This is a genomic window from Streptomyces sp. NPDC060028 (assembly GCF_042736725.1).
Taxonomy (GTDB): domain Bacteria; phylum Actinomycetota; class Actinomycetes; order Streptomycetales; family Streptomycetaceae; genus Streptomyces.
This window is the reverse complement of sequence record NZ_JBHWVJ010000132.1, coordinates 1-14,673: the sequence shown is the minus strand read 5'-3', so window position 1 is coordinate 14,673 and position 14,673 is coordinate 1. Positions and strand designations below refer to the sequence as shown.

The window sequence follows — 14,673 nt, the reverse complement described above, 5'->3', positions numbered from 1 at the left end:
CCCGTACATTGAGAACGCCTGAGGGGCCGCGCATGCGCGGCCCCTCAGGCGTTCTGCGTTCACCCGGCTACGCCTCCGGGGGCGTCTCGTCCTCGTCCGGGGCGGTGGACGGGGGCTCCTCGGGGGGCTCCGGGTCCGGCTTGCGCTTCGGCGGGAGGGTCAGGCCGCCGGAGGTGTCCCGGAGGTACGAGCCGTCGCCCGGCTCCGCGGTGGCGGACGGGTCGCGGCGGCGCAGGTACCGCTCGAACTCCCGCGCGATGGCGTCGCCCGAGGCCTCCGGGAGGTCCGCCGTGTCGCGCGCTTCCTCGAGCGTCTGGACGTACTCCGCCACCTCGCTGTCCTCGGCGGCCAGTTGGTCCACGCCGAGTTGCCACGCCCGCGCGTCCTCGGGGAGTTCGCCCAGCGGGATCCGGATGTCGATCAGGTCCTCCAGCCGGTTCAACAACGCCAGCGTCGCCTTCGGGTTCGGCGGCTGCGACACGTAGTGCGGCACCGCCGCCCACAGCGACACCGCCGGAACGCCCGCGTGCGTGCACGCCTCCTGGAGCACGCCCACGATCCCCGTCGGGCCCTCGTACTTCGTCTCCTCCAGGTCCATCGTCCGCGCCAGGTCCGCGTCCGACGTCACCCCGCTCACCGGCACCGGCCGCGTGTGCGGGGTGTCGCCGAGCAGCGCGCCCAGGACGACCACCATCTCCACGCCCAGTTCGTGCGCGAAGCCGAGGATCTCGTTGCAGAACGACCGCCACCGCATGGACGGTTCGATCCCGCGCACCAGCACCAGGTCCCGCGGCTTGGCGCCGCCGATCCGGACCACCGAAAGCCGCGTGGTCGGCCACGTGATCTTCCGTACCCCGTTGTCCAGCCACACCGTCGGCCGGTTGACCTGGAAGTCGTAGTAGTCCTCGGCGTCCAGAGCCGCGAAGACCTCGCCCTTCCACTCCCGGTCCAGGTGCGCGACCGCACCGGAGGCCGCGTCACCCGCGTCGTTCCAGCCCTCGAACGCGGCCACCATGACCGGGTCGATCAGCTCGGGCACGCCCTCAAGCTCGATCACCCAGGTCTCCTTCCGAAGTTCCCTTGCGTACGTGGGTCAGCCTAAGCCTTGATACGGCGCCTTCCACAGCCCACGGCAGAGGGGCGGTTCCCCTCGGAACCGCCCCTCTGCCCACCTGCCGAGCCTGCTATGCCTTGCGGCCCAGCATGTCCTCGACCCGGCCGCGGACCTCTTCGCTGTCCAGGCCGCGGATCGTCACCGTCGTACGGCGGCGCAGCACGTCGTCGACCGTCTCGGCCCACTCGTTGTCCCGGGCGTAGGCGACCTGCGCCCAGATCTCCGGACCGTCCGGGTGGATGCGCTCGGCCAGCGCCGGGTCCTCGTTCGCCAGGCGCGCGATGTCGAAGGCCAGCGAGCCGTAGTGCGAGGCCAGGTGGCGCGCGGTCAGCGGGTCCATGCGGGTACCGGGATCACGGTCCACCAGCAGCCGGTGGGCGACCGCGTTCGGGTTGGCGACACCGGGCAGCGCGATCCGGCGCACCAGCGACTTGACCGGCTCCATGTCCTCGGTCAGCGGGCTGCCCGGGAGCTTCGCCAGCTTGTCGATGACCACGCGGCCGATGTGGCGGTACGTGGTCCACTTGCCGCCGGCCACGGACAGCATGCCGCCCGCGCCCTCGGAGACGACCGTCTCGCGCTTGGCCTTCTCGACGCCGCCGGGGCCGCCGGGCAGCACCCGCAGGCCCGCGAAGGCGTACGTCATCAGCGAGCGGTCCAGGTCGGCGTCCTTCACCGAGAAGGCCGCCTCGTCCAGGATCTGCTGGATGTCGGCCTCGGTGGCACGCACGTCCGCCGGGTCGCCCTCGTACACCTCGTCGGTGGTGCCGAGCAGCAGCTGGTCCTCCCACGGCAGGGCGAAGGTGATGCGGTACTTGTCGATCGGGGTGGCCATGGCGGCCTTCCACGGCGACTTGCGCTTCATCACGATGTGCGCGCCCTTGGAGAGGCGGATCGACGGCATCGAGTGCTTGTCTTCCATGCGCCGCAGGTGGTCCACCCACGGGCCGGTGGCGTTGAGCACGACGCGCGCGTCCACCCCGAACTCGGTGCCGTCGAGACGGTCCTTGAGCTCGGCGCCGGAGACCCGGCCGCGCGTCATGCGCAGGCCGGTGACCTCGGCGTGGTTGAGGACGACCGCGCCCGACTCGACGGCCGCGCGGACCGTCATGACGGCCACGCGGGAGTCGTTCATCTGGTGGTCGTAGTAGACGGCCACGGCCTTGAGGTTGTCCGTCTTCAGACCCGGGTTGTCGGCGGCGGCACGGGCCGGCGAGATGACCTTGCCCATGCCGTCGCCGAAGGCGGACAGCGCCGAGTACGCGAACACGCCCGCGCCCAGCTTCGCGGCGCCGACCGGCCCGCCCTTGTACACCGGGAGGTAGAAGGTGAGCGGGTTGACCAGGTGCGGGGCCACGTCCTTGGCCAGCACCCGGCGCTCGTGGTGGTTCTCGGCGACCAGCTTGACCGCGCCGGTCTGCAGGTAGCGCAGGCCGCCGTGGACGAGCTTGGAGGAGGCCGAGGAAGTGGCGCCGGCGAAGTCGCCGGCGTCCACCATGGCGACCCGCAGACCCGACTGCGCGGCGTGCCAGGCCACCGAGGTGCCCAGGATTCCACCGCCGATGACCAGCAGGTCGTACGTGGCCTTCGCCAGCTGCTCACGGGTCTCGGCACGGCTCGCGTTCGAGCCGGCGGTCGGGTGCGTGCCCAGTGCGGTCACGCTCTGCAGGCTGCTCATATCCCTTGCTCCTACTTACTCGTCGATTGCGCCGGCTGTGCGGTCAGCTGGCGTCTTCGTCGTCGACCCAGCCCATGGACCGCTCGACGGCCTTGAGCCAGCTCTTGTACTCGCGGTCCCGCTGTTCGGCGGGCATCCGCGGGGTCCACTCCGCCGCGCGGCGCCAGTTGGCGCGCAGGGCGTCGGTGTCGGGCCAGAAGCCGACGGCCAGGCCGGCGGCGTAGGCGGCGCCGAGGCAGGTGGTCTCGGCGACCATCGGGCGCACCACGGGGGCGTCCAGGAAGTCCGAGAGCGTCTGCATCAGCAGGTTGTTGGAGGTCATGCCGCCGTCGACCTTGAGGGCGGCGAGCTCGACGCCCGAGTCCTTGGTCATGGCGTCGGTGATCTCGCGGGTCTGCCAGGCGGTGGCCTCCAGGACGGCACGGGCGATGTGCGCCTTGGTGACGTACCGGGTGAGGCCGGTGATCACACCGCGGGCGTCGGAGCGCCAGTACGGGGCGAACAGGCCGGAGAAGGCCGGCACGAAGTACGCGCCGCCGTTGTCCTCGACGGAGGAGGCGAGGGTCTCGATCTCGGCCGCGGACTTGATCAGGCCCATCTGGTCGCGCATCCACTGGACGAGCGAGCCGGTGACGGCGATGGAGCCCTCCAGCGCGTAGACCGGCTTCTGGTCGCCGATCTGGTAGCCGACCGTGGTCAGCAGGCCGCTGTAGGAGTTGATGATCTTGTCGCCGGTGTTCATCAGCATGAACGTGCCGGTGCCGTACGTGGACTTCGCCTCGCCCTCGGCGAAACAGGTCTGGCCGAACAGCGCGGCCTGCTGGTCACCGAGCGCCGAGGCGACCGGGACGCCGGCGAGGACGCCCTCCTTGACGTGGCCGTAGACCTCGGCGGAGGACTTGATCTCCGGGAGGACGTTGAGCGGGACGCCCATGGACTCGGCGATCTTGTCGTCCCAGGCCAGGGTGTGCAGGTTCATCAGCATGGTGCGCGAGGCGTTGGTGACGTCGGTGACGTGGGTACCGCCCTCGGCGCCGCCCGTGAGGTTCCAGATCACCCACGAGTCCATGGTGCCGAAGAGGATGTCGCCGGCTTCGGCGCGCTCGCGCAGGCCCTCGACGTTGTCGAGCAGCCAGCGGACCTTGGGGCCGGCGAAGTAGCTCGCCAGCGGCAGGCCGGTCTCGCGGCGGAAGCGGTCCTGGCCGACGTTGCGGCCGAGTTCCTTACACAGGCCGTCGGTGCGGGTGTCCTGCCAGACCAGCGCGTTGTGGACCGGCTCGCCGGTGTTCTTGTCCCACAGGAGGGTGGTCTCGCGCTGGTTGGTGATGCCGACGGCCTTGACGTCCGCCGCGGTGATCTCGGCCTTGGCCATGGCGCCGGCGACGACCTCCTGGACGTTGGTCCAGATCTCGGCGGCGTCGTGCTCCACCCAGCCCGGCTTCGGGAAGATCTGCTCGTGCTCCTTCTGGTCGACGGCGACGATGCGGCCGTCGCGGTCGAAGACGATGCAGCGGGAGGAGGTGGTGCCCTGGTCGATCGCGGCGATGAAGGGGCCGGTGCTGCTGGTCATGATGGCTGCTCCTGGCAGGTCTCTAGGTAGGCAGATTCAGGTGCGGTGCGGATCTTGCGAACGCGGCCGGTGCTGATCAGGCGAACGCGATGTTGTACAGACCACCGGCAGCGAGGGCACCGACGAGCGGGCCGACCACCGGGATCCAGGAGTATCCCCAGTCCGAGCCGCCCTTGTTGGGCAGCGGCAGCAGGGCGTGCACGATGCGCGGACCGAGGTCGCGCACCGGGTTGATGGCATAGCCGGTCGGGCCGCCGAGCGACAGGCCGATGCCGACGACGACGAACGAGGTGATCAGGACACCGATGACACCGAGGCCCTTGCCGTCGGCCTGGAGCCCCTGGGTGAGGATGGCCAGGACCAGGACGGCGGTGCCGATTATCTCGGTGGCGAGGTTCTGGACGACATTACGGATCTCGGGGCCCGTGGAGAAGACGCCGAGCACCGGACCGGCCACATCGTGCGGGTGCGGGTCCTCGGGACCCAGCTTGGCGTCGCGGATGTGCTCCGGGTCCGCCAGGTGCACGCGGAACTGGCCGTAGTACGTGACCCACATCAGGACCGCGCCGAGCATCGCGCCGAGCAGCTGGCCGGCGAAGTAGACCGGCACGTCCTTCCACTCGCCGGTCTTGACGGCGAGGCCGACGGTGACCGCGGGGTTGAGGTGCGCGCCGGACAGCGGCGCGGAGACGTACGCGGCGATCAGGACGGCGAAACCCCAGCCGAAGGTGATGGCCAGCCAGCCCGCGTTGCGGGCCTTGGAGCTCTTGAGGGTCACGGCGGCGCACACGCCACCACCGAGCAGTGTGAGCAGGGCGGTACCGATGGTCTCGCCGATGAAGATGTCGGAGCTGGACACCCGCGACTCCTTTGTCGTTCAGGGGGTGAGCGGTCACCGGTCCCGTCCGGCGGCCCGCGCACTCGGTGAGTGCTGCACCGGTCCTTGACCTCGCCTACCCTAACGCGTTTGCCGTTAAGTGTTCGACAATGCCGACCGGTGAACGGCAGTTTTCCGCTGAAGTGAAGAAGGCGTCAAGGGTTGGCCAGGCCAAAGTGTCGGATCGTTACCACGCGGTGCGATCGAACAAATCCAGCCATCAAATGGCCGGGATATGGCGAAAAGAGGGCAGAAAGAGGCCAGGAACTGGCCTGGAAGGCCCTACAGGGGGCTCAGAACCGGCCCGCGCCCAGATCGCGTGAAACCGCGCGCGCACAGTCCCGCACGGACGCCACGAGCGCCGCACGGGGCTCCCCGGACTCCCCGCAGACCCGCTCCACGGCGCCCGCGACCGCCACCGCGCCGACCGGCATCCGGCGCCGGTCGTGGATGGGCGCGGCCACCGAGGCGACGCCGTCCCAGGTCTCCTCGACATCCGCGGCCCAGCCGCGGGCCCGCGTCAGCTCCAAGACCTCTTCGAACCCCACGGTGTCCGTGATGGTGCGCGGGGTGAACGCCTCGCGCTCCACCTCCATGACCTGGGTGTGCGCGACCGGGTCGTACGCCGACAGGACCTTGCCCAGCGCGGTGGAGTGCAGCGGCTGCATGGCCCCCACCTCCAGCACCTGACGGCTGTCGTCGGGCCGGAACACGTGGTGCATGATCAGCACCCCGCTCTTGTGCAGCACCCCCACGTACACGCTCTCGCCGCTCGCGCGCGCCAGGTCGTCCGTCCACACCAGGGCCCGGGCGCGCAGCTCGTGCACGTCCAGGTAGCTGTTGCCCAGGCGCAGCAGCTCCGCGCCGAGCTGGTAGCGCCCGGAGGCCGGGTCCTGCTCGACGAAGCCCTCGGCCTGCAGGGTGCGCAGGATCCCGTGGGCCGTGCCCTTGGCCAGACCCAGGGACGATGCCACGTCCGACAGTCCCAGCCGGCGCTCGCCGCCCGCCAGGAGCCGCAGCATCGCAGCGGCTCGTTCGAGCGACTGGATGTTCCGTGCCATCGCGCAGCCTCCTGCTGACGTAGTTCGACAATGCTGAACAGTATCGGTCGATGTCGACCCTTTGCACTGTGGGAGATGCGTTCGAGCCCGTTTCCGCGGCAGGACGGCCCCCGCCACCCGCCGGACACCCCCTGGCACAGAATGCCGTCCGCCACGTGGGACGCCCTCACCGGGGCCGCCACCGCGCGGTTACGCTGACCGCGTGCACCCTTGACACAGAGGGGGTGCAAAGCCGACAGCCGTCGCATCCCAGGGAGCACAACCATGGCCTCGCTGCCGAACCCGCCCGCTGACACCCAGACCCGGGCCGATGCCCTCCGAGAGGCACTGGCCACCCGTGTGGTCGTCGCCGACGGAGCCATGGGAACGATGCTCCAGGCACAGGACCCCTCGATGGAGGACTTCCAGCAGCTCGAAGGCTGCAACGAGGTCCTCAACGTCACCCGGCCCGACATCGTGCGCTCGGTCCACGAGGCGTACTACTCGGTGGGCGTGGACTGCGTCGAGACCAACACCTTCGGCGCGAACTACGCGGCACTCGCCGAGTACGACATCGCCGAACGCAACTTCGAGCTCTCCGAGGCCGGCGCCCGCATCGCCCGCGAGGTCGCCGACGAGTTCACCGCCTCCACCGGACAGCAGCGCTGGGTGCTCGGCTCCATCGGCCCCGGCACCAAGCTGCCGACCCTGGGCCACATCACCTACGCGCAGATCCGCGACGCCTACCAGATCAACGCCGAGGGCCTGATCTCCGGCGGCGCCGACGCGCTGCTCGTCGAGACCACCCAGGACCTCCTGCAGACCAAGTCCTCCATCATCGGCGCCCGCCGCGCCATGGAGCGGCTCGGCGTCTCGGTCCCGCTCATCTGCTCCGTCACCGTCGAGACCACCGGCACCATGCTGCTCGGCTCCGAGATCGGCGCGGCCCTGACGGCCCTGGAGCCGCTCGGCATCGACATGATCGGCCTGAACTGCGCGACCGGCCCCGCCGAGATGAGCGAGCACCTGCGCCACCTCGCGCGCAACGCCCGCATCCCGCTCTCCTGCATGCCCAACGCCGGCCTGCCCATCCTCACCAAGGACGGCGCGTACTACCCGCTGACCGCCCCCGAGCTCGCCGACGCCCAGGAGACCTTCGCCCGCGAGTACGGGCTCTCCCTCGTCGGCGGCTGCTGCGGCACCACCCCCGAGCACCTGCGCCAGGTCGTGGAGCGGGTCCGCGGCACCGCCGTCACCGAGCGCACCCCCCAGCCCGAGCCCGGCGCCGCCTCGCTCTACCAGACCGTGCCGTTCCGCCAGGACACCTCGTACATGGCGATCGGCGAGCGCACGAACGCCAACGGTTCGAAGAAGTTCCGCGAGGCCATGCTGGAGGCCCGCTGGGACGACTGCGTGGAGATGGCGCGCGACCAGATCCGCGAGGGCGCGCACATGCTCGACCTCTGCGTGGACTACGTCGGCCGCGACGGCGTCGCCGACATGCAGGAGCTCGCCGGCCGCTTCGCCACCGCCTCCACGCTGCCGATCGTCCTGGACTCCACCGAGGTTCCCGTTCTCCAGGCGGGCCTGGAGAAGCTGGGCGGCCGCGCCGTCATCAACTCCGTGAACTACGAGGACGGCGACGGCCCCGAGTCCCGCTTCGCCAAGGTCACCGGCCTCGCCCGGGAACACGGCGCCGCGCTCATCGCGCTGACCATCGACGAGGAGGGCCAGGCCCGCACCGTCGAGCACAAGGTCGCCATCGCCGAACGTCTCATCGAGGACCTGACGGCCAACTGGGGGATCCGCGAGTCGGACATCCTCATCGACACCCTGACCTTCACCATCTGCACCGGCCAGGAGGAGTCCCGCAAGGACGGCATCGCCACGATCGAGTCGATCCGCGAGCTCAAGCGCCGCCACCCGGACGTCCAGACCACCCTCGGCCTGTCGAACATCTCCTTCGGCCTCAACCCGGCCGCCCGCGTCCTGCTGAACTCCGTCTTCCTCGACGAGTGCGTCAAGGCCGGCCTGGACTCCGCCATCGTCCACGCCTCCAAGATCCTGCCGATCGCCCGGTTCGACGAAGAGCAGGTCACCACCGCCCTGGACCTCATCCACGACCGGCGGTCCGAGGGCTACGACCCGCTCCAGAAGCTGATGGCGCTGTTCGAGGGCGTCAACACCAAGTCGATGAAGGCGGGCCGCGCCGAGGAACTCCTCGCCCTGCCGCTGGACGAGCGGCTCCAGCGCCGCATCATCGACGGCGAGAAGAACGGCCTGGACGCCGACCTCGACGAGGCCCTGCAGACCCGGCCCGCCCTCGACATCGTCAACGACACCCTCCTGGAGGGCATGAAGGTCGTCGGCGAGCTCTTCGGCTCCGGCCAGATGCAGCTCCCCTTCGTGCTCCAGTCCGCCGAGGTCATGAAGACCGCCGTCGCCTTCCTCGAACCGCACATGGAGAAGACCGACGACGAGGGCAAGGGCACGATCGTGCTGGCCACCGTCCGCGGCGACGTCCACGACATCGGCAAGAACCTCGTCGACATCATCCTGACCAACAACGGCTACAACGTCGTCAACATCGGCATCAAGCAGCCGGTCTCCGCCATCCTCGAAGCCGCGCAGGAGCACAAGGCCGACGTCATCGGCATGTCCGGCCTCCTCGTGAAGTCCACCGTGATCATGAAGGAGAACCTCCAGGAGCTCAACCAGCGCAAGCTGGCCGCCCAGTACCCGGTGATCCTGGGCGGCGCCGCCCTGACCCGCGCCTACGTCGAGCAGGACCTCCACGAGATCTACGAGGGCGAGGTCCGCTACGCCCGCGACGCCTTCGAGGGCCTGCGCCTGATGGACGCCCTCGTCGCCGTCAAGCGCGGCGTCCCCGGCGCCAGCCTGCCCGAGCTCAAGCAGCGCCGCGTCGCCAAGCGCGACGCTCCGGCCGTCCAGGTGGACGAGCCGCAGGAGCCCGGCGGCCGCTCCGACGTCGCCACCGACAACCCCGTCCCCGCCCCGCCGTTCTGGGGCACCCGCGTGGTCAAGGGCATCCCGCTCAAGGACTACGCCTCCTGGCTCGACGAGGGCGCCCTGTTCAAGGGCCAGTGGGGCCTCAAGCAGGCCCGCGCGGGCGGAGCGACGTACGAGGAGCTCGTCGAGACCGAGGGCCGGCCGCGGCTGCGCGGCCTCCTGGACAAGCTGCACACCGAGAACCTGCTGGAAGCGGCCGTGGTCTACGGGTACTTCCCCTGCGTCTCCAAGGGCGAGGACCTGATCATCCTCGACCAGCAGGGCAACGAGCGGACCCGCTTCACCTTCCCGCGCCAGCGCCGCGGCCGCCGCCTGTGCCTCGCCGACTTCTTCCGCCCGGAGGAGTCCGGCGAGACCGACGTCGTCGGCCTCCAGGTCGTCACCGTCGGCTCGAAGATCGGCGAGGCCACCGCCAAGCTGTTCGAGTCCGACTCCTACCGCGAGTACCTGGAACTGCACGGACTGTCCGTCCAGCTCGCCGAGGCCATGGCCGAGTACTGGCACGCCCGCGTCCGCGCCGAGCTCGGATTCGGCGGCGAGGACCCGGCCCAGGTCGCGGACATGTTCGACCTGAAGTACCGCGGCGCCCGCTTCTCGCTGGGCTACGGCGCCTGCCCCGACCTGGAGGACCGCGCCAAGATCGCCGATCTGCTCCAGCCGGAGCGGATCGGGGTCCACCTGTCGGAGGAATTCCAGCTCCACCCGGAGCAATCCACCGACGCCATTGTGATTCACCACCCGGAAGCGAAGTATTTCAACGCACGCTGAGGCAGGCCGACGTACACTTGTCGGTCCCATACAGGCCGGTCGCCTGTTCCCCCGGGCACGTCCCGAGGGAAGAGGTGACCGGCCTTCTCGTCCCCTTTGAGAGGTGTGCCGAATGACCAGCACCGTCCCCGCCCCCGTCGCCCGCACGGCCGACGGACACGCCCTGCAGGCGGTGCTTCTCGACATGGACGGCACCCTCGTCGACACGGAGGGATTCTGGTGGGAGATCGAGGCGGAGATCTTCCACGGGCTGGGCCACCGTCTCGACGAGGCCTGGCGCGACGTCGTCGTGGGCGGTCCCATGAGCCGCAGCGCGGCCTTCCTGATCGAGTCCACCGGCGCCGCCATCACCCTCGCCGAGCTCAGCGTCCTGCTCAACGAGCGCTTCGAGGCCCGCATCGCCGACCGCGTGCCCCTCATGCCCGGTGCCGAGCGGCTGCTGAGCGAGCTGGCCCGGCACAACGTGCCCACCGCCCTCGTCTCCGCCTCGCACCGCCGCGTCATCGACCAGGTCCTGCTCACCCTCGGACGCGACCGGTTCACGATGACGATCGCCGGCGACGAGGTGGCGCGCACCAAGCCGCACCCCGACCCCTACCTGCACGCCGCCGCCGCCCTCGGCGCGCACCCCTCGCGCTGCGCCGTCATCGAGGACACCGCCACCGGCGTGGCCGCCGCCGAGGCGGCCGGCTGCCGCGTCGTCGCCGTCCCCTCGGTGGGCCGGATCGAAGCCGCCCCGGGCCGCACCGTCGTGCGCTCGCTGGAGGACGTGGACCTGCCCTTCCTGCGCTCCCTCATCACTCCGATGAACTGACCGCACACGCTCCGTGCCGAACGGAACGCCCGCGGGACCCAGGTCCCGCGGGAGGATGTTCCGTAAAGGGCTCCGGAGGCTGAAATTCCATCCTTTCCGCGGCAGTTGTCCCGGGTGACCTTCATCACCGTCGGGACCCCCGCGAGGCGTGCCCGAAGGCCGCCGGGGCTTCCCTTGTGTCCGGATTGATCAGCACCTGACCGAATCTGCGAACGCCCCCGCATGAACAGCCCGTCCGCTCCCATCACGGTGCGATTACGCCCCAAGTCCTGCCAGTTCCAGCCATCCCGTCCAGGGCCACTAATGTCGATCCGGGCACCGCGCCGCACCTCAGCCTTTCCGGACACACACCCCTGTTCCGGAATCGCGTGGACCGATCGTCACAACACCGGCCCGATCGTTCCGCCCTGAACGGGCGACCGCCGCGAAGTGCCCTCAACGCCGCTTTGAGCAAGTGCCGGTTACAGGGAGTACTTCCAGCATGAACCGCAAGACCATGGTGCTGACGGCCGCGGCCGGACTGCTCACCCCCGTGCTGACCGCATGCGGCAGCACGAGCGGCGGAGGAGCAGGATCCGGGGCGATCGTCGTCGGAACCACCGACCGGTTCGAGGCCGCCGACTACGCCCCCGCCCCGTTCGACCCGGCCTACGCCTACGACGCCGGCGCCTGGAACGTACTGCGCCAGACCGTCCAGACGCTGATGCACACCCCGCGCGGCGGCGGCCAGCCCGTCCCGGAAGCCGCCTCCGACTGCCGCTTCACCGACACCGGCAACGAGAGCTACCGCTGCACCCTGCGCCCCGGCCTCAAGTTCGCCTCCGGCGACCCGCTCACCGCCCAGGACGTCAAGTTCTCCCTCGAGCGCGTCCTCGCCATCAAGGACGAGAACGGCCCCTCCTCGCTGCTCTCCACCCTCGACACCATCGAGGCCAAGAGCGCAGACACCGTCGTCTTCCACCTGAAGACCCCGGACGCGACCTTCCCGTACAAGCTCTCCACCCCCGCCACCGGCATCGTCAGCGCCAAGAACTACGACGCCAAGAAGCTCCGCGAGGGCTTCGCCGTGGACGGCTCCGGCCCGTACACGATGAAGGCCGAGGTCAAGGGCAACCAACTGGTCCGCGCCGTCTTCAACAAGAACCCGCACTACAAGGGCGACATCAAGCTCCAGAACGACAAGGTCGAACTGCGCAGCTTCGCCGACTCCGACGCCATGAACAAGGCGCTCGCCGCGGGATCCATCCAGATGGTCTCCCGCACCCTGTCGCCCGCGCAGATCACCGAGCTCTCCGCCAAGCCCCCCAAGGGCGTCAAGCTCGTCCCGATGCCCGGCCTGGAGATCCGCTACCTCGGCTTCAACACCGAGGCCCCGGTCGTCAAGGAAAAGGCCGTACGCCAGGCCCTCGCCGCGGCCGTCGACCGAGGCAGCCTCATCTCCAAGGTGTACGGCAAGTCCGCGCAGCCCCTGTACTCGCTGGTCCCCACCACCGTGACCGGCCACGTCAACTCCTTCTTCAACAAGTACGGCGAGGCCAACACCGCCAAGGCCGCCGACCTGCTGAAGGCCGCCGGGATCAAGACCCCGGTCAAGCTGACGCTCAACTACACCAACGACCACTACGGCGACGGCACCGCGGCCGAGTTCGAGGCCCTCAAGGCCCAGCTCAACTCCACCCAGCTGTTCGACATCAGCGTCCAGGGCAACGACTGGAACGACTTCCGGCCCGCGCAGAAGAAGGGCGACTACGCCGCCTACGGGCTCGGCTGGTTCCCCGACTACCCCGACGCCGACAACTTCCTCGCCCCGTTCCTGGAGCAGGACAACTTCCTGGGCACGCCCTACGCCAACGCCATGGTGCGAGGCAAGCTCATCCCCGACTCCCGGCGCGCGGTGGACCGTAATGTCGCCGTCCCCGCGATCACGGAGATGCAGGACATCGTCGCCGAGGACGTACCCGTCCTGCCCCTGTGGCAGGGCAAGCAGTACGTCGCCGCACGCGACGGGATCACCGGAGTGGAGTGGTCGGTCAACGCCATCTCCGACCTCCAGCTGTGGGAACTCGGCCGGGGCGTCAGCGGCTGAGAACGGCAGGAGCCGGCAGCGGATGTCGCGGGCCGGCGCAACGAGACAGTTCGACTGTGAAGGACGTTCGCGTGATGAGACGTAACCAGTGGTTGGCGGCCCCGCTCGGCGCTGCCACCGCCGCCGCGCTGCTCAGCGGTTGCGGTTCGACGGAGGGCTCGAACGCCGGCAGCGGCAAGGGCGTCGTCATGGGCATATCCGACAAGGTGAAGTCCACCGACCCTGCCTCGGGTTACGACCCGGGCTCCTGGCTGCTCTTCAACAACGTCTTCCAGTCGCTGCTCAGCTTCCCCAAGGGCGGCACCACGCCCGAGCCCGACGCCGCGCAGTCCTGCGCCTTCGAGGGCGGCGACAGCAAGCTCTACAAGTGCACCCTGCGCGGCGGCCTGAAGTTCAGCAACGGCCACAGCCTCACCTCGAAGGACGTCAAGTTCTCCTTCGAGCGCACGCTGAAGATCAACGACGAGAACGGCCCGGCCGTGATGCTCTCGTCGATCGCCGGCATCGACGCCCCCGACGACAAGACCGTCGTCTTCCGCCTCAAGACGTCCGACGCGACCTTCCCGAGCAAGATCGCGTCGGGCGCGGGCTCCATCGTCGACCACGCCGAGTACCCGGCCGACAAGCTGCGTACGGACGGCAAGGCGATCGGCTCCGGTGTCTACAAGCTGGACTCGATCAACGACAAGAGCGCCGGATTCTCGGTCAACGACTCCTACAGCGGCAAGGCCAAGGCGAAGAACACCGGCGTGACGCTGAAGTTCTTCGACGGCGACCAGGCCGCCCTCAAGGCGGTCCTGGAGCGCGGCGACGTGGACTTCGCCTTCCGCGGCCTGGCCGCCAAGGACATCGCCGGCCTCGCCGCGGCCAAGACCGGGGACCAGAAGGTCGACGTCGTCCAGGGCACCGGCGCCGAGGTCGAGCACATGGTCTTCAACGTCAACGACCCGGTCGTCGGCAAGCTCCCCGTCCGCAAGGCCATCGCGTACCTCGTGGACCGCGAGGCGCTCGTCAAGGACGTGTACGCCGGCACCGCCGCCCCGCTCTACTCGATCGTCCCGGCCGGGATCGCCGGACACACCACCCCCTTCTTCGACCGCTACGGCGGCAGCCCGCAGCCGGAGAAGGCCAAGGCCGTCCTCAAGGCCGCCGGCATCACCGGCAAGGTCAAGCTGACCCTGTACTCCACGCCGTCGCGCTACGGACCCTCCACCGACCAGCAGTTCCAGGTCATCGCCAAGCAGCTCAACGACAGCGGCCTGTTCGAGGCCGACATGAAGTCCGTCGAGTACGAGCAGTACGAGAAGGACATCCAGGACGGCAAGTACGGCGTGTACGTGAAGGGCTGGGTGCCGGACTACCCGGACGCGGACAACTTCACCCAGCCGTTCTTCGGCCCGGACAGCGTGCTGCACAACAACTACGACAACAAGGAGATCACCGGGACGATCATCCCGTCGACCTCGGCGAAGTCGGACCGCACCTCGGCCAACACGGACTACGACCGCCTCCAGGACATCGTCGCCGACGAGGTCCCGATCCTGCCGCTGTGGCAGGGCAAGCAGTACGCGGTCACCCGGCAGAACGTGACCGGCCTGCAGTGGTCCCTCGACGCCTCGACCGTCTTCCGCTTCTGGGAGATCAGCAAGGGCTGACCCGGACACCCACGGCAACGGGCCGGCAGCCGCGCGATGCG

The 14,673-nt window shown here is 69.5% G+C and carries 9 protein-coding genes; 4 read left to right on the top strand and 5 right to left on the bottom strand.

What is annotated here, in order from left to right; translation table 11 throughout:
• Positions 1-67: 67 nt before the first annotated feature.
• The 5 genes from ACFWBF_RS35625 to ACFWBF_RS35605 all read right to left on the bottom strand — a co-directional run bounded on the left by ACFWBF_RS35625 (position 68) and on the right by ACFWBF_RS35605 (position 6,300).
• Positions 68-1,057, bottom strand: a complete 990-nt coding sequence (locus ACFWBF_RS35625; RefSeq protein WP_385608991.1) for a PAC2 family protein — start codon at positions 1,055-1,057, stop codon at positions 68-70.
• 127 nt (positions 1,058-1,184) lie between these two features.
• Positions 1,185-2,792, bottom strand: a complete 1,608-nt coding sequence (locus ACFWBF_RS35620; RefSeq protein ID WP_385608990.1) for an FAD-dependent oxidoreductase — start codon at positions 2,790-2,792, stop codon at positions 1,185-1,187.
• A gap of 43 nt (positions 2,793-2,835) precedes the next feature.
• Positions 2,836-4,362, bottom strand: coding sequence for a glycerol kinase GlpK (gene glpK / locus ACFWBF_RS35615; RefSeq protein WP_385608989.1), 1,527 nt, complete (start codon positions 4,360-4,362; stop codon positions 2,836-2,838).
• Between the two features lie 76 nt (positions 4,363-4,438).
• Positions 4,439-5,221, bottom strand: coding sequence for an MIP/aquaporin family protein (locus tag ACFWBF_RS35610; protein ID WP_385608988.1), 783 nt, complete (start codon positions 5,219-5,221; stop codon positions 4,439-4,441).
• Positions 5,222-5,532: 311 nt separating this feature from the next.
• Complete coding sequence (locus ACFWBF_RS35605; RefSeq protein WP_385608987.1) at positions 5,533-6,300, bottom strand: IclR family transcriptional regulator; 768 nt, start codon at positions 6,298-6,300, stop codon at positions 5,533-5,535.
• Between the two features lie 264 nt (positions 6,301-6,564).
• Here ACFWBF_RS35605 and metH point away from each other — a divergent pair, with 264 nt between their 5' ends.
• The 4 genes from metH (at position 6,565) to ACFWBF_RS35585 (ending at position 14,632) form a co-directional block, all read left to right on the top strand.
• Positions 6,565-10,077, top strand: coding sequence for a methionine synthase (gene metH, locus ACFWBF_RS35600; protein ID WP_385608986.1), 3,513 nt, complete (start codon positions 6,565-6,567; stop codon positions 10,075-10,077).
• 112 nt (positions 10,078-10,189) lie between these two features.
• Positions 10,190-10,891: an HAD family hydrolase gene (locus ACFWBF_RS35595; protein WP_385608985.1), complete on the top strand. Its 702-nt coding sequence runs from the start codon at positions 10,190-10,192 to the stop codon at positions 10,889-10,891.
• Between the two features lie 481 nt (positions 10,892-11,372).
• The gene (locus tag ACFWBF_RS35590; RefSeq protein WP_385608984.1) at positions 11,373-12,977 is read left to right on the top strand and encodes an ABC transporter substrate-binding protein; all 1,605 of its coding nucleotides are present in this window, start codon (positions 11,373-11,375) and stop codon (positions 12,975-12,977) included.
• A 74-nt stretch (positions 12,978-13,051) separates the two neighbouring features.
• Positions 13,052-14,632, top strand: coding sequence for an ABC transporter substrate-binding protein (locus ACFWBF_RS35585; protein WP_385608983.1), 1,581 nt, complete (start codon positions 13,052-13,054; stop codon positions 14,630-14,632).
• The last annotated feature ends 41 nt before the right edge of the window (positions 14,633-14,673 follow it).